25 protein-coding genes are annotated in these 26,047 nt (G+C 43.0%); 20 read left to right on the top strand and 5 right to left on the bottom strand.

Annotated features, from left to right (window positions below):
• Nucleotides 1-116 precede the first annotated feature (116 nt).
• Both IGJ05_RS06860 and IGJ05_RS06855 read right to left on the bottom strand, forming a co-directional pair.
• Nucleotides 117-1,412 carry an ISL3 family transposase gene (locus IGJ05_RS06860; protein ID WP_194185691.1) on the bottom strand — a complete coding sequence of 432 codons (1,296 nt, stop codon included), beginning with the start codon at nt 1,410-1,412 and terminating at the stop codon, nt 117-119.
• A gap of 255 nt (nt 1,413-1,667) precedes the next feature.
• The gene (locus IGJ05_RS06855) at nt 1,668-3,809 is read right to left on the bottom strand and encodes a HelD family protein (protein ID WP_438725112.1); all 2,142 of its coding nucleotides are present in this window, start codon (nt 3,807-3,809) and stop codon (nt 1,668-1,670) included.
• A gap of 263 nt (nt 3,810-4,072) precedes the next feature.
• Here IGJ05_RS06855 and IGJ05_RS06850 point away from each other — a divergent pair, with 263 nt between their 5' ends.
• The 14 genes from IGJ05_RS06850 (at nt 4,073) to IGJ05_RS06785 (ending at nt 13,707) form a co-directional block, all read left to right on the top strand.
• Nucleotides 4,073-5,110 (top strand): NADH:flavin oxidoreductase/NADH oxidase, encoded by a 1,038-nt coding sequence (locus IGJ05_RS06850; protein WP_142967811.1) that lies wholly within the window; start codon nt 4,073-4,075, stop codon nt 5,108-5,110.
• A 154-nt stretch (nt 5,111-5,264) separates the two neighbouring features.
• Nucleotides 5,265-5,582: a PadR family transcriptional regulator gene (locus IGJ05_RS06845; protein WP_008377296.1), complete on the top strand. Its 318-nt coding sequence runs from the start codon at nt 5,265-5,267 to the stop codon at nt 5,580-5,582.
• Between the two features lie 6 nt (nt 5,583-5,588).
• A complete protein-coding gene (locus IGJ05_RS06840; RefSeq protein ID WP_159161268.1) occupies nt 5,589-6,422 on the top strand; it encodes a hypothetical protein in 834 nt (277 codons plus the stop codon).
• A gap of 118 nt (nt 6,423-6,540) precedes the next feature.
• Entirely contained in the window at nt 6,541-7,485 is a 945-nt protein-coding gene (locus IGJ05_RS06835; protein WP_262119033.1) for a tocopherol cyclase family protein, read from the top strand.
• Nucleotides 7,486-7,575: 90 nt separating this feature from the next.
• Nucleotides 7,576-9,555 (top strand): S9 family peptidase, encoded by a 1,980-nt coding sequence (locus tag IGJ05_RS06830; protein ID WP_194185694.1) that lies wholly within the window; start codon nt 7,576-7,578, stop codon nt 9,553-9,555.
• 300 nt (nt 9,556-9,855) lie between these two features.
• Nucleotides 9,856-10,008 (top strand): 50S ribosomal protein L33, encoded by a 153-nt coding sequence (gene rpmG / locus IGJ05_RS06825; protein ID WP_005225339.1) that lies wholly within the window; start codon nt 9,856-9,858, stop codon nt 10,006-10,008.
• Between the two features lie 16 nt (nt 10,009-10,024).
• The gene (rpsN, locus tag IGJ05_RS06820) at nt 10,025-10,294 is read left to right on the top strand and encodes a 30S ribosomal protein S14 (protein WP_005225340.1); all 270 of its coding nucleotides are present in this window, start codon (nt 10,025-10,027) and stop codon (nt 10,292-10,294) included.
• Between the two features lie 15 nt (nt 10,295-10,309).
• Nucleotides 10,310-10,444: a putative metal homeostasis protein gene (locus IGJ05_RS06815; protein ID WP_005237325.1), complete on the top strand. Its 135-nt coding sequence runs from the start codon at nt 10,310-10,312 to the stop codon at nt 10,442-10,444.
• 29 nt (nt 10,445-10,473) lie between these two features.
• On the top strand, nt 10,474-10,644 hold the full coding sequence (gene rpmF / locus IGJ05_RS06810; protein ID WP_005225341.1) for a 50S ribosomal protein L32: 171 nt from the start codon (nt 10,474-10,476) through the stop codon (nt 10,642-10,644).
• A gap of 37 nt (nt 10,645-10,681) precedes the next feature.
• A complete protein-coding gene (locus tag IGJ05_RS06805; RefSeq protein WP_005225342.1) occupies nt 10,682-11,077 on the top strand; it encodes a hypothetical protein in 396 nt (131 codons plus the stop codon).
• Nucleotides 11,078-11,102: 25 nt separating this feature from the next.
• Nucleotides 11,103-11,510, top strand: a complete 408-nt coding sequence (locus IGJ05_RS06800; RefSeq protein WP_034868672.1) for a NusG domain II-containing protein — start codon at nt 11,103-11,105, stop codon at nt 11,508-11,510.
• Nucleotides 11,511-11,885: 375 nt separating this feature from the next.
• Nucleotides 11,886-12,593: an EAL domain-containing protein gene (locus IGJ05_RS06795; RefSeq protein ID WP_194185696.1), complete on the top strand. Its 708-nt coding sequence runs from the start codon at nt 11,886-11,888 to the stop codon at nt 12,591-12,593.
• Nucleotides 12,594-12,597: 4 nt separating this feature from the next.
• Nucleotides 12,598-13,014, top strand: coding sequence for a hypothetical protein (locus IGJ05_RS06790; RefSeq protein ID WP_228077455.1), 417 nt, complete (start codon nt 12,598-12,600; stop codon nt 13,012-13,014).
• A gap of 9 nt (nt 13,015-13,023) precedes the next feature.
• Nucleotides 13,024-13,707: a GGDEF domain-containing protein gene (locus IGJ05_RS06785; RefSeq protein ID WP_228077456.1), complete on the top strand. Its 684-nt coding sequence runs from the start codon at nt 13,024-13,026 to the stop codon at nt 13,705-13,707.
• A gap of 443 nt (nt 13,708-14,150) precedes the next feature.
• Here the strand turns inward: IGJ05_RS06785 and IGJ05_RS06780 are convergent, their stop codons facing one another.
• Entirely contained in the window at nt 14,151-15,338 is a 1,188-nt protein-coding gene (locus IGJ05_RS06780; protein ID WP_010748508.1) for an IS110 family transposase, read from the bottom strand.
• A gap of 319 nt (nt 15,339-15,657) precedes the next feature.
• On the opposite strand from IGJ05_RS06780, the gene IGJ05_RS06775 reads away from it, so the two are divergent.
• Nucleotides 15,658-17,487 (top strand): lantibiotic ABC transporter permease, encoded by a 1,830-nt coding sequence (locus tag IGJ05_RS06775; RefSeq protein ID WP_262119037.1) that lies wholly within the window; start codon nt 15,658-15,660, stop codon nt 17,485-17,487.
• A gap of 192 nt (nt 17,488-17,679) precedes the next feature.
• Here IGJ05_RS06775 and IGJ05_RS06770 read toward each other — a convergent pair whose 3' ends face one another.
• Nucleotides 17,680-18,561: an AraC family transcriptional regulator gene (locus tag IGJ05_RS06770; protein WP_034872044.1), complete on the bottom strand. Its 882-nt coding sequence runs from the start codon at nt 18,559-18,561 to the stop codon at nt 17,680-17,682.
• Nucleotides 18,562-18,760: 199 nt separating this feature from the next.
• On the opposite strand from IGJ05_RS06770, the gene rhaB reads away from it, so the two are divergent.
• From rhaB to fucO, 4 genes are all read left to right on the top strand, one after another.
• Nucleotides 18,761-20,176, top strand: coding sequence for a rhamnulokinase (gene rhaB / locus IGJ05_RS06765; protein ID WP_244323950.1), 1,416 nt, complete (start codon nt 18,761-18,763; stop codon nt 20,174-20,176).
• Complete coding sequence (rhaA, locus tag IGJ05_RS06760; RefSeq protein ID WP_016612607.1) at nt 20,173-21,426, top strand: L-rhamnose isomerase; 1,254 nt, start codon at nt 20,173-20,175, stop codon at nt 21,424-21,426. The genes rhaB and rhaA overlap by 4 nt, the downstream gene beginning before the upstream one ends.
• A 7-nt stretch (nt 21,427-21,433) precedes the next feature.
• Nucleotides 21,434-22,258 (top strand): rhamnulose-1-phosphate aldolase, encoded by an 825-nt coding sequence (rhaD, locus tag IGJ05_RS06755; RefSeq protein ID WP_438725109.1) that lies wholly within the window; start codon nt 21,434-21,436, stop codon nt 22,256-22,258.
• An 84-nt stretch (nt 22,259-22,342) separates the two neighbouring features.
• Nucleotides 22,343-23,494: a lactaldehyde reductase gene (gene fucO, locus IGJ05_RS06750; RefSeq protein ID WP_194185768.1), complete on the top strand. Its 1,152-nt coding sequence runs from the start codon at nt 22,343-22,345 to the stop codon at nt 23,492-23,494.
• A gap of 279 nt (nt 23,495-23,773) precedes the next feature.
• Here fucO and IGJ05_RS06745 read toward each other — a convergent pair whose 3' ends face one another.
• Complete coding sequence (locus IGJ05_RS06745; RefSeq protein WP_194185769.1) at nt 23,774-24,637, bottom strand: alpha/beta hydrolase; 864 nt, start codon at nt 24,635-24,637, stop codon at nt 23,774-23,776.
• Between the two features lie 169 nt (nt 24,638-24,806).
• On the opposite strand from IGJ05_RS06745, the gene allC reads away from it, so the two are divergent.
• Nucleotides 24,807-26,036 carry an allantoate deiminase gene (gene allC / locus IGJ05_RS06740; protein ID WP_081116829.1) on the top strand — a complete coding sequence of 410 codons (1,230 nt, stop codon included), beginning with the start codon at nt 24,807-24,809 and terminating at the stop codon, nt 26,034-26,036.
• Nucleotides 26,037-26,047: the final 11 nt, after the last annotated feature.

Raw genomic sequence — 26,047 nt, 5'->3', positions numbered from 1 at the left:
GCATCAACGCAATCGCGTTGATGCTTTTTTATTGGCTCTTTGTCAATAAAGGACTGATGAGTTGTGCAAAATCAAATCTGGGTCAGAATGAACCTCATTCTGGCTCAGATTTTTTGTTATCTCACTTTGATTAATTGATTGATCAAAAAGATTCTAATTCTCATGTTCTCGAATGATTTAAATCCGTAGGATACTCGTTTCATTGTCTTTATGTGGGTATTCTTCGCTTCTATTTTTCCATTGGAATAAGGATAGATTATTGCGTTGGTGATGCCTTCTTCATAGGTCAGAAGGTTTTGAAGCTTCTCCCGAAAGCCGTCATCTAACGTTTCGGGAAGTTCTGCCAATAAGGAGAAAAATAAGTCAGGGTCTTTGTCTCGAAAGGCTTCAACTAATTCATGAAAAAAGGGATACGCCTCCTTTAGGGGCGCAGAAAACTCAAGCAATCGATCAATCATCATTGATTCAGTAAGAAATGGGTATTTTGGCGCTCGGAAACTTTTCCATGTTTTGTATTCATAATGGTTGATGTTTGCACGATTTTTTAGCAAAAAGCGCCAGTTCTTTTTCAGTTTTTCTGCTTGGCTTTTCTGTCCTGCTTTACGAAGTTCATTCATTTCACGGATACGCAACTCATTGAACGCTTGATTCATGTGTTTGACAATATGAAACCGATCAATCACTACTTTCGCATTTGGCAGAACACGTTTGGTGAGCTGGAAGTAGGCGGCGTTCATGTCTGTCACCAAGAATTCTACTTCTTCCGGATTAGTACAACCTGAGAAATAGCTTGTTAATCGGGGTAATTTACGCGTAGGCAAAACATCTATTAATTTTCCTGTTTCGCCATCTGCGCAAATAAAGCTCATTTTATCTTCTATGGAAGCATGCGAACGAAATTCATCAACCATCAATACTCTTGGGAGAATCTTCTTAGATTGCTTTGGTAAATAGCTTTTAAACTCTTTCAATGTACGAATAACGGTGGTCAAAGATACCTGACAGCTTTTCGCAATAAAAGATAAAGATACTTTTTCAGTCAGTAAAGAAGCAATTTTATATCTAACATGATTTGCGATTGAATGTCTGGGTTGGACAAAATAACTTTGAGCCGTCCAATGGGTTCGGCAGTTTTTACAGGTATAGCGCTGCTTTTTTAGGCGCATAACCAAAGGCATATGATTGTATTGTTCAAAACGGTCAATCATTTCCTTCTTCCCATTTTTCACTATAATTGCTTTCCCGTTTCCATCTACCACAGTAGAACCACAACTTCTACAAGCACGAGGAGTAGGCGAGAGAACAGCATCGACGACCAACGTCTTTTTCTTCTGAAGGGTCTCGTAAGAGACCTCTGTAATCATCAAATCTTTCTCTATTATTCTCAGCATTTTTTTGATAGAATCATTCATATAGCATATCGTCCTCTCAGTTGTTTATTTTGTGGTGATTTAATCATACTAGAGAACGATATGTTTTTTAATACCTAAAATGAAAATGGGGCTGAAGAATCAATTCTGATTCATCAGTCCCATAAATTATAGAGCCTTTTTATTTGATCGATAGCTTTCTAAATCAGTCAGATAAGAGAACTACTCAGAGAGACAAGACAGGATTCTTTCAAATCTTATCAAGATTCTATAGAAAGTAGGAGGTTTTTCGTTCTACTAGCAAGGAGGGAGAAATGGCGAAAAGGTTCCTTTTGAAGTTACCACCAGTTCTTCCATTGCACGAGAAATCGCCGTGTAGAGAATTCGCCGGTCTTGATCGGTATGATAATTTTCTTCTGAGACATCATATAAGAGGACCTGCTTAAATTCCAATCCTTTGGCAAGATGAATCGGTAAAACCGTTCCATGAAATGACACGGCCTGTTTATCGAAGAACTGTTTGAGCTCCTCACTGGATCGACTATCTTTGGTGATGATCGTTACTGGTTGCTTAAGTTCCTTTACTATGTCTACTAACGCAACGTCAGGTAGATTGGCATAAAACTGTGGCAACTTTCCTTCTGGTCGAACGGCAGAGATGTTTAAATTGGTTTCTTTTGGTAGCATTTGGGCAAATAACCGCGTGATTGCACCGCTAGACCGATAACTCGTAGTCAGCTGATACGTTTCGAGGGATTTCGCCTGTTGTTGAAACAACGTTTGGATTTCTGATACGGTGATGGCACTTGTAAAGATCGCCTGTTGCTGATCCCCCACGAGGGTAAAAGCGGTCATAGGAAAAAGACATAATAGAAACTGAATTTGTGCTGGCGTATAATCTTGGACTTCATCGATAAATAGATAGCGTAACGCAGGGACAGGTTGTTTTTCGGCGAGCAAATGACGAATCAGCAATAGACAAACGGTATAATCCAAACTATCTGTTGTTTGCGTCAAAGTGATCTGTCCGTGAGTAAAATAGTCGGCACTGTCTGCTAACAATCGTTTTGTATCAAACCAAGTAAGGTTTTTTATTTGTTTGGAAACCGTTGCGTATTTTTTCTTCAGGAGGCGAATGGCTGCTTTCTGAATTGTTTTTTCTGAATCATCCTTTAAAACTCTCCCTAATAGGGAGCGCTGTTCGGCTTCAGTCAAAGAACGAACTTGGTCGTGAACATTTGCTGCTAAGGCATTTTTTTGCAGTCGTTCCTCCCAAGCGTAAGCCAATTTCTTTTTGACTGCTTGGATGCGATCGCGCAAGGATGCCTGTTTCGGTGTCTCTTGGAAGAAAGTGTCGATCGTTTCTTCAGAAAAAAGGACGACGTTTTTTCTTTTGATTGGTTTAAACTGAAGCACAAGTTCTTCTGGCAGCTGTTTGCTCAAGGATTGAAGAAAGCGACTGAAGTCCGCACTGCGCAAAAGGTCGATTGCTTCATTGGGTGTTTGCTGGATGCGGTCAAAATACGCCTCTTCCGATTCTAAGTCAACGCTAGGAAATGCTTGGCAAAACTGCCGCATGGTCAGCGTCAATGGATTTTTTTCACCGAGGGAAGGCAGCACTTGCGAAATATAATCAATAAACCGAGAGTTCGGAGAGAGGATCAAGACATTGTCTGCGGTCATCTCATCACGAAAATGGTACAGCAAAAAGGCGATCCGTTGCATGACAGCAGACGTTTTTCCGCTTCCAGCAACACCGTTGACCAGTAGGTTTTTATGCGCTAAGTCACGGATGATGACGTTTTGTTCGTGTTGGATCGAAGCAGTGATATCTTGCATTTTTTGGCTATTATTGGCTTCAAGGGCTGTCAGTAACACTTCATCTTGAATCGCGACTGAGGTATCAAAGGCTTGCTTCAAGTGATCTTTTTCGATAATAAATTGTCGGCGATGTTCAAGAACGGCAGAAATCGTCTGATTGTTCACTTGATAAGAGACCGGGCCCAAGCGTTTGGCATAGAACAATTCGGCAATAGGGGAGCGCCAATCATAGATAAGCCCTTCCTTATTTTCATTAACAAAACCATTGATCCCAATGTAAAAATCTTCTATTGTTTCCTCATCTTCAAACTGTAGGGAGATTTTACCAAAGTAGGGACTATCCAGTAGACGATCGATGGCAGCTAATTCACGTTCAGCAGATTGAAGAGCGGCGTTCATTTGGTCGATCTCACGGTTCTTACTTTCGATGGCAGCAAAAGTATCTAAACGGTCAGAAAAATTATCAAAGTTTAAGCGAATCTCTTCGCCGATGCTTTGCATCGCAAGGCGATCTTTTTTTCTGCCTTCAGTCAAGAAGCTGCTCAGCATTGTCTTTCGTGTCAGCAATTGCTGGTACGTGTCTGCGAGATGCTTCTTTTCAGCCTTTAGGTCGTTCATTCAGACTCACATCCATTCTCCAAAGTATCTCAATTATACGAGCATCCACCAAAAATACTAGTCTATTTTTTTGACTCTGGATGCGGTATAATAATAGTGGGAAGAGGCAGCTGATTGTTCCAATGTCATGGGAGCAAGCAGAATGCGTCTATTTTTTTGTTTTAAAAATGGGAAAAAGGGTCATTGCTTGTGTTTTTGAAGGGGCTGTTTATACTGAATATAGAGAAAAATACAAAGCGAAAAATCGTTGAGGGAGTGTCAGCATGTCCAAATTATTGTCACCAGTGAAGCTAGCGAATTTAGCATTGGCCAACCGCGTCGTTATGTCGCCGATGTGTATGTATGAAGTAAAAAAAGAAGACGGTGTTGCGGAACCCTTTCATTTTGTTCACTATGGGGCACGAGCATTAAGCAAAGTCGGCTTGATCATTATTGAAGCGACTGCCGTTGAACCAGACGGACGAATCACAAACAATGATCTAGGGCTATGGAATGAAGAACAGCAAACAGAGCTGACGAAATTGGTGGAACTGCTGCATGGGTTCGATGCGCAAGTAGGCATCCAACTAAGCCATGCAGGACGAAAAGCAGTTGATGCCAGCAATCCTTTGGCACCAAGTGCCGTTGCCTTTAACGAACGCTACCCGTTACCGTCAGAAATGACCCTGTCGGAAATCAAACGGGTGCAAGATAGTTTTGTTCAGGCTGCCCAACGAGCAGCCAAAGCGGGTGTCACGATGATCGAACTTCATGGGGCTCATGGCTACTTGATGGATCAATTTCTTTCGCCTCTCGTCAATCAACGAACCGACCTGTATGGTGGTTCCTTAGAGAATCGGTATCGCTTTGTAAAAGAAACGGTACAAGCAGTTCGGGCAGTCTTTTCTGGGTCCTTGTGGATGCGCTTGTCACTGACAGACTATGAAGAACCAGGACGCCAAAATTCGTTGGAAGATTGGCAGCAAGTGGCCCAATGGCTTCAAGCAGATGGCATTGATTGTCTTGACTGTTCCACAGGCGGTGTGGTGGATAAAAAGCCTAATATTCCGATCTATGATGGCTACCAAGTGCCCTTTGCTGCAGCTATCAAGCAAGTGGTCGATATTCCCGTAGCAGCAGTCGGTTTATTGGATAATCCTGATCTTTGCGAATATCTTTTGCAAACCAATCAAGTGGACTTGGTTTTACAAGGCCGCGCATTGATCAGAAATGTCAACTGGTTGGCAGATGCAGCGGCGAAACTCCACGATAAGTCCTTTCAAGCATACAATGATTCCTATCAACGCGGGGTGAAGCGTTGATTCATCTGATAAAAAAATCTCCTAGAAGAAAAATCTTCTTAGGAGATTTTTTTATTCTACTAGTATGCTTTACAAACTAGTGACAAACACGTATATTATGTACAACACTAGTTTGTATAACAAACTAGACAAAGGGAACCAAAGGAGGGAAATCGTGAAAGAGACGCAATTGCTAAAAGGGGTTTTGGAAGGGTGTGTTTTGCAAGTGATTGCTCAAAAAGAGATTTATGGTTATGAACTGGTACAGGAACTGAAGCAAAGAGGCTTTGAAACGATCGTTGGCGGCACGATCTATCCTTTGCTGCAGAAGTTGGAAAAACAAGAACTTATTACCTCTGAGATGAAAAAATCACCTGAAGGACCTGATCGCAAGTATTTCTCGATCACCCCGAAAGGCATAGACTATTTGGCACAATTTAGAGAACAATGGACGAACCTAATGAAGAAAGTCGAAGGATTATTTAAGGAGTGAGGAAACATGGCAAATAAACAAGAGACGACCTATTGGCGAGAGCAAACCAATCTGATCGAGCAACAATTCAATGAGAAAAATCGCCAATTTTTTGATGATTTTCGAAGCTACCTCTTACTTTCCAGCCTTTTTTACGATGAGCATAAAGTCACAGAGCAGGTATACGCGATTGCAATGGATTTATTAGAAGCACAAACTCATGGAGAAGAGGCGCAACACTATTTTGGTAATGATCCGAAAGGGGTGGCAGATGAACTGTTGGCAAACACGCCAAAGAGCAATCTCAAAGAGCGTCTCAAATTGGCATATTTAGCGGTTGGTATCAGTTGGGGGATCAAGTTTATAGCTGATTTTACAAATCAAGGACCACTGGTTCTTAACCTGCTGGATTATCTTTTAACAGGATTGGTAACTGTGGTAGCGGTCATCGGGATTTTTGCGATCATCAGCAAAACTATCTATCAAAAGAAGGGCACAAGCAAGGTGATTCGTTTCGGCTCCCTTTGGCTCGTTGTGAGTGGCTGGATTGGTCTTTCACTGTTGATCAATCTGCTGACCCCAAACTGGTGGCTCCTGACGATCGCATTTCCTTTTGATGTAGTATTGGTTGGCAGTTTGCTAGTAGCGGCGATCGTTTTTGTTGTATCACGCAAAGAAAAAGCTTTTTATCCGATCGTTTTTCTACTGGGGGTATTTGTGTTGCTTGGTTGCCTGCAAAAAGCCATGGCATTTTATCACATTGGGGATCCATCGTGGATGACCGGCGGACTTTTGACACTGCTCGTTGTAGGGTTTCTTATTTTTCTCTGGTGGACCCGTCGAGTGATGAAAAAGCAATAAGCAAAGCCAGAAACAAGTGTGTTGCTTGTTTCTGGCTTTTTTACATGGACAAAAGCATTATCCTGAGGAATCTTTCTGCTTCATGCTACACTTAAAAAAGAAACGGAGGGAAATCAAGATGTTGATAACAGATCGGTTCTTTCACGGCCACGACAAGCAGACCGCTTTTTTTGAAGGCTGGTACCATAAGCACCAAATCGGTGAAGAAGTCTATGCTTTTATTCCAGGTCTTTCGATTCAAGAAGACGGTACCAAAGAAGTGTTCATTCAAGTGATCAATCATGAGGGCGCGCATTACTTCTCCTTTTCAGAAACTGATTTTCAGGTTTCAGAAGAGGAGCGAAAAGTAACGATTGGTGACAATATCTTTAGTGAAGCAGGCATTCAAGTTTCTTTAAAAAATAACGATCTCCAAGTACAAGGAGCAGTAATATATAACGACCACAAACCGATTCAGCGGACACGTTATGCGCCGAGTATCATGGGGCCTTTTTCGTATCTGTCATTTATGGAGTGCTACCACGGTGTCTTGAGCATGAGTCATACCTTAGAAGGTACGCTGTACTGGAACGAAGAACCAATCGATTTTACGAACGGGATCGGTTATTTGGAAAAAGACTGGGGTACCTCCTTTCCAGCAGCTTATATCTGGGTTCAGTGCAACAGTTTTGATGCACCAGATGTACGGTTCTTTTTCTCCGCAGCCGACATTCCCTTTGCTGGTTTTGCTTTTTTGGGAACGATTTGTGTTCTGCAAGTCGGCAGCCAAGAATATCGTTTTGCTACTTATCATGGTGCAAAGATTCATGATGTCAAACGTACGGAAGACCGTTTAGTGATCCATCTCAAACAAAAACAGTGGCTGCTGACGATCGAAGTGTTGACGAAAGAAGGCCATTCGTTGTTAGCACCTTCTATTGGGCAAATGAATCGGATCATTCGCGAAAGCGCCAGTACGGAAATTGCCTTGACCCTTTTAGAAAATGGGCAGGAGATCTTGCGGCAGACGGGAACGTTGGCTGGTTTTGAAGAAGTAGCGAATCTGCGAGGATTTCACTATTAAAAAAAGGCGGGAAAAAAGCAGAAAAATTCGTTTCTTTTGATATACTAGTAGATAGTTACTGCGAAAACACGTATCTTTGGAGGGAAACGGATGGAAAAAATAACGAATGAGACACTGTTTGAACTGAAAACGATTGCGCAGCCTGCAGTGGGGCAAAATCAGGTTTTTTACTTGGAAACGGCAGTCAACCAAGAGACTAATACGTATGATTCAGCGATTTATAGTATTGACCCAAAGACCAACGAACGGCGTGAGTGGGGCACCGAAGCGACGACCCACAACAACCTAAAGGTCTCGCCAGATGAGCAAAGGCTCAGTTTTGTGACGACCGATCCAAAGAAAGGTGAAAGTACGTTATGGACGATGCCAGTGTCCGGAGGCAAGCCCCAAGCACTTGTCACTGAGAAGGGTCTGTGGGACTATTTTTGGAAGCAAGACGCAACGGCGGTCTATTATAAGCTAGCACAAGAAGAGCCGGTCTCAGAGAATCAAGACGACACAGAAAAGACGGACAAGCAAAAGGAATTTCCAGAAGTAAAAGCTACTACGAAAGTCAATTATTTGGCGGATGGCGTCGGCTTTTTAAAAGAAAAAAAACATTCGATCATCAAAAAAACGATCGCGACACAAGAAACGGAACTGATTTTTGAGCATGATTCTCCCTTTGTTTTTTCTGGCATCGCGGATGATCAGAAGACGTTGTTCCTCACCTTTGACAAAGAGGAAGAAGATGAATGGGACTATGGCTCGAAGGTTTGTCTCCTTGATAGCCAGACGAAAAAGACAGAAAGTTTAGAAAACATTCTGCCAGAAGGAACCTACACTTTTGCTGCTGCGCGCAATGATCAGCTATTACTATTAGGCAATGATCTCTCTTACGGATTTGTGACCTTGGATGATTTGTTTTTGATCGACTTAAAAACGAAAGCAGTCAAAAATCTTTCCAAGGAGTTAGATATTGCCTTTGGCAATGCGATCATCAGTGATTTTCAACAAAAAAATCGTGGCGTAGCGATCACCTGGTTGACGGATGACACATTCCTTGTACCCGTAACAGAACATGGCAAGCTGCAATTGTACCGTGCCACGACCCAAGGAGAATGGACCAAACTCCTTGATGAAAAAATGGATATCCTCGATGCGGCGATCTATTCAGAAGCCAAACTTGCTGTTGCTTATGCGACGCCAACGATCCCTAGTCGCTTAGCATTGATTGACTTAACAAGTGGTGAAGTAACTGATCTCTATGATCCCAACCAAGCAGTTATGTCACAGTTAGCGATCAGTAAACCCGAAGCGTTTTGGTACGAAGGAGCAGATGGCTGGCAAATTCAAGGCTGGTATTTGCCCCCGACCGAAACAAAGGAGAATCATCCAGCGATTTTGTACATTCATGGCGGTCCGCAGGTCTGCTATGGGGAAACATTTTTCCATGAGATGCAAGTCCATGCCGCTAATGGCTATGGGGTCATCTTGTTGAACCCTCGTGGCGGGCAAGGATACGGTCAAACATTTGTCAAATCGATTTTAGGTGATTATGGCAATAAAGATTATCAAGACTTGCTGTTGGGGGTGGATGCCGTGGTGGCAAACCATCCAGAAATAGATACGAACACCATCCATGTGGCTGGCGGCAGTTATGGTGGCTTTATGACCAACTGGATCGTTGGCCATACCGATCGTTTTTGTGCGGCCGTTACGCAACGCTCGATCTCAAATTGGATCAGCTTTTATGGGACGAGTGACATTGGACCTGCCTTTGTCAAATTCCAATTGTTGCGGGAACTTGATGAGACCGAAGGACTTTGGAAGATGTCGCCTTTGGCCTATGCCAGCCAAGTCAAGACACCTACGCTAGTCCTCCATGGGGAAAATGATTTGCGATGTCCGCAAGAACAAGGACAGCAGTTTTACATGGCATTGCAACGTCAAGGCGTCGATACGAAGCTGATGCTGTTTCCTCAATCCTCTCATGGTTTGTCGCGCAATGGCTTACCGAACCTGCGGATAGAACGCTTGCAGGCGATTAGTGAATGGCTTGCATCACATGAGAACCAATCAGTAAATTAACCGAATGAAATCACCTGACAAAGAATCACGACTTGGGCTGCTTGAAAAGACCGACCAGTGATTCCTTAAAGATCAGGTGATTTTTTTGCGGGATCAAAAGCTACAGGGTCCTGATATCTTGCCGTCAATGACAGTGACGGTTGAAAACAAATTCATATGACGTTTTCTTCACGTGTTAAATAACAAAAAGAAGAAATAGTTTTGCTTGCTTCCTGTGTTTTAGTGTGATATGATACAAAACGTAATCGTTACACTTTGAGTGTTCTTTTGGTGTGACGCAAGAGAAAGGAGCTGGTTATTATGAGAAACAATATTATTTTGGCATGTGTGGAGACAGGGGAAAGACTTTATTTGACCAATAAGAACCAGCGCAATACGCCGGAACGTTTAGAATTAAAAAAATATTCACCAAAGTTGCGGCGCAGAGCGATTTTTCGTGAAATCAAGAAATAGGAAGGAAAATAACTGAATGGCAAAAAAATCAAAAATTGCAAAATACAACAAACAAGTACAACTCATCGAACAATACCGAGCAGTACGTCAAGAACTAAAAGCACAAGGAGATACCCAAGCATTGGCCAAACTACCGAAGGATTCGAATCCGACTCGTTTGAAGAAACGGGATATGATCGATGGTCGTCCTCGCGGCTACATGAATAAATTCGGCATGTCACGGATCAATTTCCGTAAGCATGCACATCTCGGAGAAATTCCCGGCGTTACAAAAGCAAGCTGGTAACAGAAAGGAGTCAATATGGAAAAAACGGACTTGTCTAGTGCGTATCGACGTTTAAAGAGCCCGAACATCAAAACAAGGAAACGCGCATTAAAGATCATTCATGAATTTAAGCGAAATAAACGAAAAAATGCATTGCAGCTGCGTGCATAATGAGAAAGTGAAAGAAAGTTGGAAATGACATGGCAGTACCTGCAAGAAAAACATCAAAAGCAAAAAAGAATAAGCGCCGGACCCACTATGGCGTCAAAGCACCAGCGATTTCGTTTGATGGGACAACAGGAACCTTCAAGCGCAGCCACCATGTATCTTTAGCAGAATATAAAGCGCAGCACCCGATCGAAAAGAATTAACGGCGTCTTATGACGCCGTCTAGAAAGCAGGGGGAAAATGGAGATCATCTATCCGTCATTGATTGAAGAAGCCTATCGTCACAGTAAAAAATTTCATCCAGAGATCACCAAAGAGGCAATCTATCGCCATTTTTACGAAGCGGGCTTGATCAAAGAAAACGGCGATCCGACGGAAAAAGCCTTGTCAGAAGGGGTCGTTAAAGATTATACTGAGGACTGGGATCTTACCTTTGAAGAATTTTTGATGATCTACCCCGTGTTTCGTTCCTTTGACTCAAAGCATTTCAAGAAGATCGAGCATTTTTGGGAAATGGATTTGGCTTTGCAAGAACAAATCCTTGCCCAATGGGAGCAAGAAACCTTCACAGAGGAAGAGATCATCGACCTAACTGCTTTTTTTGAAGAGCGATTACCTTCTAAAAAGGAACAGTGAATGAACCGTGAAAGGCGTACATGTGATGAAAAAGACGATCCAGCCATTTTTAAAACTTTTAAAGCCCTATGATTATCTGCTGTTTATTCTGTTAGTTGTCGGCTCTTTTTTACCGCTTTTTCTATTTGAAGCACAAGCTCAAAGTGATACTGGCGATCGGTATGCAATCGTGCGGATCAATGGAGAAGAGGTTGACCGTTTTAACTTAGAAGAAATCGATGCGATGGAAAAAACCTACTATCCAGCAGAAGGTCAGTACAATATCGTCGAGATCAAAGATGGCGCGATCCGAGTTCGTGAAGACAATAGTCCCGACCAGATTGCTGTCAAAACCAGCTGGATCTATCGCAATGGGCAGACGAGCATTTGCCTGCCTCATAAGCTGGTGATCGAGATCAAGCAAGCCGGTGCCTCTGACTATTTAATTTATTAACAGAAAAAGGAAGCCAGCTGAACAATTCCTGTTCAGCTGGCTTTTTTATGAGGATGAGCAGAAGAAGCTGTCAAAACCGCCAATCGACCAACGTGTAAGTCAGCCAGAAACAGCGTTTTTGATACAAGAAAAGCGCAGAATTCCAACTGTCAGAAGAAAGAGGAACTATGGGTGAAAGCTACAATCTCTGTCCAATCGTTCACAAAAATTTCTGCCCAATCATCTAAAATAGTTGGGGAACTGCGGCTCTATTTGGTATACTTAGGCAAGTCAGTTCCTTTGAAGCTTCTCTTTCTAAGGACTATGAACGAGCGATGATACGAATATGACCAATTTTCGGAAGTGATAACTTTACTAGATGGGGGCTTAACGAAGATGGGAAATGAAACAATTTGGGAAAACACAGACAATTCTTATCTGTTATGTCAACCAATCATGCAGGTAGAATCGCTAAGTCAGCAAGAGGTGAACGGCTATGAGGTCTTGCTGCGCAGCGAGAAAAACAACCGCTTTCCGCAACAAGAATTCAGCGCAATGATTCAATCTGAAAGCGGCAATCAGCAGTTGATGGGGTGGTATGCCCAGGAGCTGCAACGGTTGTGCCAAAAAAAGCCGAAAACCCGCTTTAGTGTCAATATTCATCCACAACAGCTGCTGTGGCAGTCAACGTGGACTTTTTTTGAGGGGATGACTGCCCACAAAGAGCAGTTGCAGATCGAATTAACAGAGCATCCTGTAAAAGGTCAGCATGATTCTTTTGATTTGTCTACTGCCCTTGCAAAAATCAAAGCCTATGGCTATGTGATCGCTGTCGATGACATCGGCTGTGGCCAAAATACCCTGTCATTGGTCTTTGCCAATCTTGAAAATGTGGATTGTTTGAAATTTTCACTACTGCCGTTTATTCAGCTCGATGAGGAGATCGGGTTTAGTTTCTTGACCTGTTGGTTGAAGGTCGCCAAAAAGTATCAGCTTGAGTTGATCGTTGAAGGCATCGAGACCCGCGATAAGATGACGCAGCTGCTTGAGATGGGGGTTCATTTACAACAAGGATATTTATGGTCTAAAGGAGAGCGATTGTGATGGAATGTTAGAACGAGGCGTGCTCTTGGCGTTTGGTTTGCCGCTGATGATTGCCAGTTTACTGGTGACCGCAGATGTTTTTGTACGAAGTGTGCAAAAAATATCGGTTTCTCGTCCATTTAAGTATTTTATTATTGGTATTCTGACGTTTACGCATTTGTATTTTATTCTTTCTTTTTCAATGAATTCAGTTGGGTTTATCTGTTATCAATACACAACTGCTTTTATTGCGAGTCATTTTTTCTATGGTGATCGTGGCAAGATCTTGATTTTGATAACGCCGTGTATGGTTGTTTTCTATTTACTGTTTGTCGGTTTTTCTGACATTGGCAAAGCCTTTTATTTACCGCTCTTAGGTGTCGGCGTCTTTGTCCTTGATTTTCTCTTATCAAAAATCAAGCCGCTGCGTCCGCAACAGTAATTTTATTTGATGTATTTTTTGACCTGTCTGCTCTCACCGCGTTTTTCGATGTTGGTCCATCATACGACGACCTATGACTGGGAAGCGATGTTGGCAGTACTTGTTGGTTCTTTTGTGCTGTTGGGCGGCTTTATGTGGCTGCATCGGTTGATTGAAGGCGAAGAGTACCAAGTACTGGCAGAGTTGGCGAATAGTAAGATCGATGCGTTGACCGGCTGCTTCAACTATGGGACCTATAACCACGATCTGCTTCAAGCCGTTTCACAGAAAAAGACTGTGACGATCGCCATGATCGATCTTGATCACTTCAAAAAGGTCAACGACCGTTATGGTCATATCGCTGGAAATGAGCTGCTGAGAACCTTTGCCACACGGACGACTACTTTTTTAGAGGCGCATTTTGCCGAGACCTTTTCCTTTTATCGTTATGGCGGCGAAGAGTTCTGTGTCGTGATCGAAGGGGATGTCAAAGAAAAGACCGTAGCTGCGATGACGACACTGTGTCAAACTATTTCCAGCAGTATGTTTCCTGTCGCCAATTTTGAAAAAGGGACGATGTCTTTGTCTTGCGGCGTTGAAGCGAGCACCGTTTGTCATGGCGATATCTTGGCAGCCGTCGAAAGAGCCGATCAAGCACTCTATCTCGCAAAACAAAGTGGTCGAAATCGGGTGTGCACCTTACCTGAGACGTAAAAAAATAATGAAAAAATGATTTGCACAAATTCACAAAGAATTAAATCTTTATGCACAAATTGTTAGTAATAATAAAGAAATAATGTTATTTATTTAAAAAATATACATTTTGCTTTTTTTATTTATCTTGAGAATCTTCGTATATCAACAAAAAGATTGAAACTATGTATAATTTCTGGTAAATTATTCTAAATCAAGAGTGATAAAAACTGTCAATAATAAATAGTGATTCTTACTTGATGCTTTGTCCGCTTTTCCAATGAAATGTTTCTGGAATTGTCCCGTCGAATCAGCAAGTAAGGGTTCTTTTTTTTAGAAAGACTAACTATATAGAGTCAAGTGAAAATTAGCTAAATCAAAAAAATATTTTATAACAGTTAAGTCCAAAAAATGAGTACAACAAATAGACCTTTCACTATTAGATTTTTTTGATTGTTCAATAGCTAATCGGAAACAATCTTATAAGGTTCATTTTTAGTTAAAATAGCATGAATCACATAACAAAGCTTACGAGAAACAGCACCTAAGGCCGTCAGATGATGCTTTCCCTCAGAAATTTTTTTCTGATAAAACGCGCGAAAAACAGGATCACATTGAGAAGCAACTAGAGCAGCTGAAAACAAGGCTTTTCGTAAGTATGGAGATCCACGCTTGCTCATAACATTATGTGTTGCTTCGTATTGCCCAGATTGGGACACAGACGCGTCTATGCCAGCATAAGCAACCAGTTTTTTCGGATTAGAAAATTTGCGAATGTCTCCAATTTCACCAAGAATTGTCGCGCCATTTATAGGGCCGATTCCAGGGATTGTGAGAATAACAGAGTCTAAATTACTCATTATGCGCTTAATTTCTTTTTCAGTTTCTTTTACTTGGCTTTCGATGAATTTCAATTGTTCAATCATGGAGCGTAATTGAAATGTAAAAGCTTCTTGAGCAAATTTCACTCCAAAGGAGTTAGAAGCTGCTTGCTTCAATTGATCTGCTTTCTCTGGCTTTATTCGGTTCCTGCTTAACTCAGCTAAGTATTGAGCCAACGTTTCTGCCGAAATTTCTTCTAGCTCTATAGGAGAACTAAACTCAAGCAATAACTCTTTAGACGCTTTTCCGAAAATACCTTGTTTAGAAAAAATTGATGCATATTCAGGAAACACTTGATCTAGTACAGCTATGATTTTTCGTTTGAAGTCGCTTGCGGTACCTACTAAATAGGTTCGGTAACGTGAAAGTTGTTTTAACGAAAAAACATTTTCATCAGACAATACTGTTTCTACAAAGGAACCATAACGCATCAAGTCAGCAATCAAAACAGAATCAATAATATCATTTTTTCGTTTTCTGATTTCTGTTCCTTTGCGCCAGCCATCGGTTTGAAGAGGATTCACAACGTGAATCAAAAAGTCTGATTCGTGGAGGTATGAAAAGATGGAGAGCCAATAATGACCCGTAGCTTCCATTCCGACAATAAAGTCAGCGGGAGTCTCTGAATATTTTGAAAGCCGCTCAATCAGGGAATCAGCTCCTTCAGTAGTGTTAGGGAAAGAAAAACCTTTTAGGATCACTTTACCTTCTTCACTCATTAAAGAAGCCACGTGAGTTCGCTTGCCGATATCAATTCCTAAGAAGTACATACATTTGACCTTTCTAAAAAAATATTTTGGATTGAAACCCGCTCAACTGAAAAGCGTCACTACCTTGTACGAGATACGGAGTAAAGCAAAAACTTTCAACATCTAACTCATACATAATCCACTTATCAGAGAGAGGTGCCAGTCTTTCGATTACGAGCTTCAAAACTCAAGGAGGCAACGGCATAGCCTCTCAATCCAATAAATATATTATCTCAAAATGAATGAGTTAATACCAAATTAAAATAACGATGGTTCATAGGGTTATCCAATCAAAACCGGAAGGTTAAAACCCTAACTCTAATATACAAGGAGGAAGATGATGATCGAGATCCTGCTGCGATTTAGTCTTTTTGGTTTATCATTAGCTGGCTATGCCTATCTTTTTGTACGAGTTTGCCATTTTCCCAAACACATCAGCTGGATCGCTGCTTGCTGTTTGCCGATCCTCGTTCTTTCCTTTGTCGCATATGGTCCAAAAGGATGGTTGATCCGGGGGGCATGGGTTTTATTTGGTCTTGGTTTACTATTATGCGTTTGGCGTTTTTGGCAGGAGCGCTATCAGGTACGTTGGGGCTTGCAAGAGCCCATCCTGCTGTGGTTTTACGGCTATTTTGCTTTGTTCGTTTTAACCTTGCTTCACAGTCATTTGACCCACTATGACAACTTCTCTCATTGGGCGACGATCGTTAAATTCCTTTATACGCAGGGACAATTGCCAACGGCAGACGATGCCATCATCAGTTTTACTTCCTATCCTTTAGGTAGCTCGCTGTTTGTTACTTATACAGAGATCATTGTTGGCTATCATGAGAATGTCTTGCTGATTGGTCAATTGATTTTGATTTTCTGTAGTCTGTATAGTTTCTTTGCGATTATTCGTGATCCGAAAAGAAAGCTGGCTTTTGCCCTGATCTTCACCAGTATGGCGGTTTTCAATTATTTTAATATTGCGATACGAATGAATAATTTGTTAGTAGACTTTATCCTGCCAGTGTTGACTTTAGCTGGCATCGCTGGCTTATTCGCTTTAAAAGGCAACGTACTACCGTCGATCGGTTTCTTTCTTTTGATTGGCGCCTCTCTTGATTTGGTCAAAAATAGCGCCGTCTTTTTTCTGCTGATTTTAGGTGGCTATTTACTAGTCTGCTTGTGGCAGGCATCAGTTCGTTGGCGGCAACGGCTGGGCATGATGATTGTAGGATTAGCTGCCATTGGGCTATCTGTCCTGCCGGCGATTCTTTGGAACCTGCATGTCAAAGCGAATTTTCCTAAATCGAAGCATGAAGTCAGCGTGACCGCTTATAAACAGATTTTTGGCGAAAAGGATTCTCAGATACTGCAGCAGATTACGGATGTTTTTGTCAAAACGATCACGGATGTTGCGACGATCTCCACGCAAGGGATTCTCTTGATCCAGGTCATTCTTTTGGGCAGTTGGCTATTTGTCCGATTTATCATGAAAAAACGCAATCCATTTTTCAAAGAACTGCTGTTGATCGATGGTGTCATTGGGGGGTATTATTTAGGAATCTATGCCATGTTCTTGTTCTCGATGCCCACTGATGAAGCATTGTCTTTGGCAGGGTTCGATCGCTATGCCTCAAGTATCGTGATTTTAGCACTTGGATTAATGACCTTTTTCATGGTCCGAGGCATTGATCATTTGTATCATGAACAAGCGATCGATCGGCGAAACTACCGTAGTTTTGCCAGCTTGACCACGAAAAAAATCTATCAATACAGTACCTTGATTCTGCTATTTTTTGCGACATTGCTGATCCTTTCAGAGAATAATGGCATGCGTTATACCAATCGTGAATATGCTGCTTCGATTCCAGCACAAGTTTCAGCCGTTACTGGCGATCACTTTGACCAAAACGAGAAAAAATATTTGGTGGTCAGTACTAACAAAGAAGCAGTAGATAGCTACTTAGTTGGCTATGTCGGAAAATATTACTTGTTTTCACCTAATGTCGATGGCCGAGAGAATTTCCTCTTACCCGATGCAGATTTTCGCACGCTATTAAAGCAATACGATGAAGTCGTCGTCTTAGAAGAGCACTATACCTTTAATGCCATGACGAAGAAGCTAACAGGCAAGACCTTTGCCCCAGGCGTATATTCGGTGGCGGAGGTGTTGGGGCGTTAAATGAAGATTATACACAAAAAAGCCGATCCTACTCTAGAGAGGATCGGCTTTTGTGGTGTCTGAAGGTTGATTTATACGGAATGCACATCAATAAAAGGAACGGCTGACATGCGTATAGGCCCTAAAAAGTTAAACTTTTGCGGTCGTACTTTCTACACATGGTAGTAAGTGCTTTTTTAATAAGAACCAGTCCTACCGTCCATTCTCCGTCTGTCGATAATCACTAGGTGAAATGCCGACTTTTTTCTTGAATAAACGGCTGAAATAGGCGGTGTTTTCGATGCCGATCGCCAATGAGATCTCTTTGATGGAAAGCCGAGAATAGCGCAAAAGGTCTTTCGAATAAGAGATGCGTTTGCTGATCTGGTACTCGATGGGGGGCAAGCCCATATATTTGGAAAACTCCTTGACGATTTGATACTTATTGATATGATACCTTTCCTCCAAAGATTCCAAGGTGATCCCTTGACGGAAATCTTCTTCTAGCTGGTCACGAATCTGCAAAATATAAGGCGGGATTTCACTATCCGAAAAGTCGAGATGATATTTTTGCAGGAGCAGTTCATTGAGCAGCTGATGGATCAAAACAGAGCTTTGGAAGGCAGTTTTTGCATTTGGTTCTGGCTGTAACATCAATAAATCTTGTAAGACCAAATGGATCGGATTTTGGCGGCTGCTGGCAGGATTGGTGTGAAAAACTGGACTGCCATTTTTGAGGAATTCATCATAAAACGCTGCGACATTGGCGCCATATAGATGGATCCAGTCCATTTCCCAAGGCTCTTGACTAACGGTGCGGTAGTACTGATAGTCTAGACAGTCGATAAAAAACACATCACCTGCTTTCAATTGATAGCTTTTTCCTTTGTAGCGCAATTCACCGCAGCCGGACAATGTATACTTGATCAAATAAGAAGGCAGGTTCTCTCGTTCTGTAAAGTAAGGTTTGCTGGCTTTGAAATAGCCGATTTCTTGAATGTAATAGAAAAGTTCACGCTGCTTTTGGGTTGAAGTATTGATGTAACGCAGTGAATCGGTTGACCATGAGTGGTTGGCTTTTTCCCAGTAATCCATCGGATCCTCCTTTTTACCAAGATTGTGCAAGTCTTTATCAAAATTGTGTGATGAAACTCGTTGATTGTCAAGCTAAAATTGAGTCAACAAGAATGAATCAGTGAATTGTAATCGATTTATTTTTAAACAAGATAATGAAAGGTGGAGACCAGTGAACACATTTATCGCAATCGATATCGGTGCATCAAGCGGTCGTCTGATGCTGAGCCGTTGGGAAAATGAGCAGATCACTTTAGAAGAGATCCATCGCTTTAAAAACGGCTTTCGTCCTCATGAAGGCTTTGACCGTTGGGCGATCGATTATTTGACCCAAGAGATTTTAGTAGGACTGCAAAAAGTGAAACAAGCAGGTATCCATGACTGCTTCGTCGGAATCGACACCTGGGCAGTGGATTACTGTTTGATCGATCAAGCAGGCGAACGTTTAGGCGACCCAGTCGCTTATCGAGATAGTCGCACCAATGATGCGATCGCAGCTTTTGGTCAGCGCTATTCTTTGCAAAAACTGTATGAGAAAACAGGCATTCAGCTGCAGCCCTTCAACACGATTTTTCAGTTAGCCGCAGAAGAAGCGCAACTGCTGCAAAAAGCCGACAAGCTGCTGCTGATTCCAGACTACTTGGGCTACGTTTTTACTGGCAAGATGGTCACGGAAAAAACCAATGCCTCGACGATGCAGCTTCTAAATGCCAACACCCAAACATGGGATGCAGAATTGTTAGCTGAGATCGGCGTAACAGAAGGCCTATTCCCACCATTGGTTGATGCTGGAACGGTTTTAGGCGCACTGCAAACACAGAAGTTTCCAGCCTATGATTTGCCACAAGCGACCTTTGTCACTGTCGCTAGTCATGATACGGCATCAGCGATCATCGGTACACCTGGAGAGGGGTCAGATTGGGGCTACATCAGCAGCGGGACTTGGTCATTGCTGGGGATCGAAACCAAAGTACCCAATGTTTCCCTTGCCGCCTTTGATGAAAATTATACGAACGAATGGGGTGCCCACAACACGATTCGCTTTTTAAAAAACATCATGGGCATGTGGCTGATCCAAGAAGTGGATCGGCAGCAAGACTATCAATATTCCTATGCAGAATTGGCGGAATTGGCGCAAGCAACGCCTGCTTTTCAACAGTTTGTCGATGTCAATGATCCTCGTTTTTTGAATCCAGAAAACATGATTACTGAACTGCAAGCGTATTGTCGAGAAACCCAGCAGAAAGTTCCAGAAACCGCAGGGGAACTGGCTCGCTGTGTGTATGATAACTTAGCGCTTTGTTATGCCAGTGAATTGCAAAAGCTGGAACAGCTGACAGGTACGACGAGCAAGCTGCAAAAACTGCATATCGTGGGGGGCGGTTCCAACAATCGCTTTTTAAATCAACTGACGGCTGATGCTGCGCAGCTGACGATCGAAGCTGGCCCAAGTGAAGCAACGGCGATCGGTAATCTTTTAATGCAGATGATGAGTGCTGGCATCTTCACGTCGCTGGCTGAAGCACGCCGTGCGGTCAAACACTCATTTCCTTGCAGTGTTCATGAACCACAGCCTTTTGATCACAAGATTTTAAGCAACTATCAACGTTTTATAGAAGGAGTAGGAAAAAAATGACAACGATTCAACAGCGTTATGAAGAAGCTAAGACAGCATATGCCAAATTAGGCGTCGACACGGATGCGGTTTTGAAAAAATTAGCCGATGTGAAAATCTCGATGCATGTTTGGCAAGGGGACGATGTCCAAGGATTTTTGAGTGATGAAGCGTTATCTGGTGGGATCTCTGTAACGGGGAATTATCCCGGTGCTGCCCATACCCCAGAGGAGTTGCGCCAAGATTTAGAAAAAGCCTACTCTTTGATTCCTGGAAAACACAAATTGAACCTTCACGCCATCTATTTAGACACCGAGGAAGCAGTGGATCTAAACGAATTGGAGCCGAAGCATTTTGAAAAATGGGTTGCTTGGGCGAAAGAACAAGGCTTAGGTTTAGACTTCAATCCAACCTTTTTCTCACATCCCATGTTCAAAGATGGCTTTACCCTTGCTTCACCAGATGAAGAAGTTCGTCAGTTCTGGATCGAACACGGCAAGCGTTCTCGTCAAATCGCTGCTTATATGGGGAAAGAAACTGGGCAAGTCTGTGTCAATAATTTCTGGGTGCCAGATGGCTACAAAGACAACCCGATCGATCGTTTTACACCACGGGAACGCTTGATGACAGCATTAGATGAGATTTTTGCTGAAGAATTGCCAGCGGAATACACGGTAGATGCCGTGGAAAGCAAGTTGTTTGGTCTTGGTGCCGAAGCCTACACCGTCGGCTCTCATGAATTTTATATGGGCTATGGCTTGACGCGCGATAAATTGATTTGTTTGGATGCTGGACATTTCCATCCAACCGAAGTGATCTCCAATAAATTGTCTTCATTGGCACTATTTAGCAAAGGCATTTTGCTGCATGTCAGCCGTCCTGTACGCTGGGATAGTGATCATGTCGTGATCATGGATGATGAATTGCAAGAGATTGGCCGCGAATTGGTTCGCAATGACTTATTGCCAAAAACCAACATTGGGTTAGATTTCTTTGATGCGACGATCAATCGGGTCGCTGCGTGGGTGATCGGGACGCGCAATACTCAAAAAGCGTTGCTAAAAGCGATGCTAGAACCGATCGAAGAACTAAAAGCAATCGAATTGTCAGGTGATTTCACCACTCGTTTAGCCATGACGGAAGAATTAAAAGACTATCCGTATGCAGATGTTTGGAATTACTTCTGTGAAAGTCAAGGGGTACCAGCAGGTCTGGATTGGCTATCAGAAGTGAAAGCCTATGAAGAAACCGTCTTAAAAGCCAGAAAGTAGGAGAACGATGAAAAAGATTGATATTTTACAAGCAAATTTTGTACAAGAAATGATGGAAACGACAGCAAATCTTTACCGTTTAGGGTGGGATGAGCGCAACGGCGGCAATATTTCTTACTTATTAACAGAAGAAGAGATCTTGCCTTTCATCGATCCGCAAAGCGTCTTGCGGGAAATTCCCATGATTTTTGATGCCACGGCACTAGCTGGCAAGTACTTTATCGTGACAGGTTCAGGAAAATACTTTAAAAATGTAGCGGCACATCCAGCGGAAAACCTTGGTGTGATCCGAGTCAAAGAAGATGGGCAAACATTGGAATTGCTTTGGGGCTTGGAAAATGGTGCGGTGCCAACGAGTGAACTGCCAAGTCATTTCATGAGTCATATCGCTCGCTTGTCGGTCGATCCAGAAAACCGAATCATCATGCATAACCACGCATCACATCTTTTAGCCATGAGTTTTACCCATGAGTTGGATGAACGCAGTTTCACGCGGACCTTGTGGCAAATGTGTACGGAGTGCTTGGTGGTCTTCCCAGAAGGTGTTTCCATCATTCCTTGGATGGTTCCAGGAACGAACGAGATCGGCGAAGCAACGGCTACTAAAATGAAAGAAACCCGTTTGGTTCTTTGGCCGCAACATGGGATCTATGGCGCTGGCAAAGATATGGACGAAGTCTTTGGCTTGATTGAAACGGCAGAGAAAGCTGCGGAAGTGTACACCTATGTCAAAGCGCAAGGCCCAATTTTACAAACCATTACAGATGAAAATCTGAAAAAATTGGCTGACGCTTTCAAAGTCACTCCCCGAGAAGGCTATCTTGAGGTATAATCAATGATAGAAGAATAGAAAAGGCTTTCAGTCTTTTCTATTTAAAATATATTGTGAATAAACAAACAAATGGAGGTAGGAAGAATGGCAAATAGAATGATTTTGAATGAAACATCGTATTTTGGAAAAGGAGCGATCGAGAACGTACCGACCGAATTCAAGGCACGAGGGTTTAAAAAAGCGGCAGTGATCACCGACAAAGATTTGGTGAAATTTGAAGTTGCGACCAAAGTGACGAAATTATTGGATGAAGCAGGTGTCGATTATGCGTTATATGATGGGATCGTGCCGAACCCAACGATCCAAAATGTCAAAGACGGCTTAGCGTTTGTTAAAGAAGCCCAAGCCGATTGTATCATTGCGATTGGCGGTGGTTCACCGATCGATACGGCAAAAGCGATCGCAATCATTGCTACGAATCCTGAATTTTCCGATGTGATTAGTTTGGAAGGCGTGGCAGACACGAAACATCCATGCTTGCCGATTTTAGCGGTACCGACAACTTCTGGGACTGCAGCCGAAGTAACGATCAACTATGTGATTACGGATGAAGAAAATCATCGGAAATTTGTTTGTGTAGATCCTCACGATATTCCTCTGGTAGCCTTTGTGGACAGCGATATGATGATGGGGATGCCTAAGAGCTTGGCAGCCGCAACGGGAATGGATGCCATGACCCACGCCATCGAAGGCTTCATTACCAAAGGCGCTTGGGAAATGACTGATATGCTGCACATCAAAGCAATTGAGATCATCGGCCGCTCATTGAGAGATTCCGTGAATGGCGATCAAGCAGGACGAGAAGCGATGGCGTTAGGACAATACATTGCCGGTATGGGCTTTTCAAACGTCGGCTTGGGCTTAGTCCACGGCATGGCCCATCCATTGTCCGCTTGGTACAACATTCCTCACGGAGTAGCGTGCGCGTCCTTGTTGCCAACCATCATGAAATACAACAAAGACTTTACGGGTGAAAAATACCGTGAGATCGCGATCGTTTTAGGCATTGAAGGGGCAGATACGATGTCACTTGAAGACGTCCGCGATGCTGCTTGCCAAGCAATCGATCAGTTAAGCAAAGATGTGGGCATTCCAGCGACCATTTCTGAATTAGGTGTCAAAGAAGAAGATATCCCAGCCATCTCCAAAGATGCCTTGAACGATGTCTGCACACCAGGCAACCCGCGGGATACGACTTTAGAAGAGATTATTGAGCTTTATCGTTCGTTGATGTAATCTTGTTAAAGGTACGAAATTCGAAGAAATGAAAGATACTTCTGCAAGTTTCCCTTAACAACGATCTGCTGATCAGTTGCTGTTTTATTCTGAAGACTTCAGTAAAATTGCAAGGCAAAGCGTTAGATTTTTGAAGAAATCGTTGTGCCCATATACTAGTAATCAAATCAAAAAAAAGTGATCATTAGAGTCGGTTCTCTAATGGTCACTTTTTTTGCTGTACGCAAGATCGCAGCGTACCGATCGTTCAAAACTATCACCTATCAAGAGCTGAGAGTTTCAGAATTGGTTAGTCAGCCACCTAATCATCTCTCGATAGCACTCATCAGCGCTCGCATTTGGTGTCCGATCAAAGTCATGCTGATCTAAGTCGAGCCAAAGTGTTTTGGCATGGGGGACTTGTGCAGCGAAAGCTTCGGATGCGCTGAAGGGAACATCTGGATCTTTTTTGCAATGAACGACAAAGCAAGGAGGAAAGTCTTGGTAAGCGGCAGCAAGAATCGCCAAGGCTGCTAGCTGTTCCCGATTCCCTAAATAACGCTGCCAGTTGCCATATTGACGGGCGGAAAGGTATAAAGGAAATCGTTTTTCTAACGTGCCGTGGATGATGGGGTGGCTTTCGATCATGGCTTCAGCGACGAGTGGTGGGACTTTCGGAAATTGTGTGTAAAAGCGTGCCGGCTGCAAAAATTCTTTACAAAACAACTCTTGGTAACCGTAAAATCGGATCAAGCCCTTTTGCTCCGAGTGCTTTGTGCGTGCGGTCAGTAAGGTCGCTAAAAAACCGCCGGCGGAGCGACCGAACAAAACGTACTCATTTGTACCAACGCCGCTGAACTGCCAGCCTTCGGCCAAAAACCACGCCACTGCCTTTTTTGCATGAAGGTAGATATCGTGTAGCGCTACTTCGGGAGCCAGTGGATAATCGAACAGGTAAAGGCTAACACCGGCAGCCAGCAATTGGTGGACATAATCCTGCGGAAGGTCTTCCCGCTGACCATAGAGGAAGCCACCACCATGAAAATACAAAAGGCTGATCCGAGGCTGCGCTGCTTTTAGGATCGTCACTTCTAACGGCAAAGTGCCATAGGTGTCAAATTGGATTTTTTCTGTTTGCGCAAAGGCATTTTTAGGATAAACCATTGTTTTCTTCCTTTCTCTTCTTCGATAGTATAAGGAAGAGTATAGGAGAAGGAAGCGGTTTAAAAAACAGCGTTATGACTAAAAATAGAAATGGTTTTGTCGAAAGTGAACAATGATGTCCTTCAGTAACACGCTTACAATAACCGTATAAATCAAAGGAGGCAGAACAATGGAGTTGAAAAAAGAAGTAGCGGCAATGATCGATGCACTATCTCAGATTGGGAGTGATCCAACGGGAGGAATGACTAGACTGCTTTATACCGATTCATGGAAAGAAGCGCAATCATTTGTAGAAAAACAATTAAAAGAAACTGGCTTAACGACGTCCTATGATGCAGTCGGCAATCTCTTCGGCAGAATGGAAGGCAGCCAGTATCCAGAAGAAACGATTCTTTCAGGGTCACATATCGATACCGTCGTTAACGGTGGCACATTAGACGGTCAATACGGGGTCGTTGCTGCTGCTTTAGCGATCAAGTATTTAAAAGAGACCTATGGGCAACCTTTACGCTCCTTGGAAGTCATCTCAATGGCAGAAGAAGAAGGCAGTCGTTTTCCAACCGTTTTTTGGGGAAGTAAAAACTTTGTCGGAGAGGCCAAAAAAGCCGATGTTGAAGCGATCGCAGATTTTGAAGGCAATCGCTTCGTGGCAGAGATGCAACGCCAAGGCTTTGATTTTCGCGACCCACAAGAACCGGTTCGATCAGACATCAAAGCCTTCGTGGAAATCCATATCGAACAAGGCAGTGTTTTAGAAAAAGAAAATTTGCAGATCGGTGTCGTCAATAGTATCGCTGGTCAAAAGCGCTACACCTTTGTCTTAAAAGGACAAGCCAATCATGCAGGAACCACACCGATGGGCTATCGCCAAGATGCTGTGTATGGTTTTGCCAAAATGTGTGCCGCAGTGATCGACCGTGGCTTAGAGCTTGGGGATCCATTAGTAGTGACATTCGGTAAAGTTGAGCCAAAACCGAATACGGTCAACGTGGTTCCTGGTGAAGTGTTGTTTACGATGGATTGTCGCCATACCGATGGGCAGCTATTGGATGCCTTTACTGCTGAAGCAGAACAAATCATTCAAGCGATCGCCAAAGAGCACGACCTGACAGTGGAGATGGATCTATGGATGGATGAACGCCCTGTGCCGATGGACGATACGATCGTTGCCACGGTGGAACAAGCGGTGAAGCAAACCGGCAAACGTTACAAAGTCATGCATAGTGGGGCGGGGCATGATTCCCAAATCATTGCACCACATTTTCCAACTGCGATGCTGTTTGTACCAAGTATTGATGGGATTAGCCACAACCCAGCCGAAGCAACGACTATCGAAGATTTAGTAGCTGGGGTTGAAGTTTTAGCAGCTTCCCTTTACGAGCTAGCATACAAAGAATAGAAAGCAGGAAC

The sequence above is a fragment of the Enterococcus sp. AZ167 genome, assembly GCF_051714025.1.
GTDB classification, from domain to species: domain Bacteria; phylum Bacillota; class Bacilli; order Lactobacillales; family Enterococcaceae; genus Enterococcus_D; species Enterococcus_D casseliflavus.
This window is presented reverse-complemented; position numbering and strand designations above follow the sequence as displayed.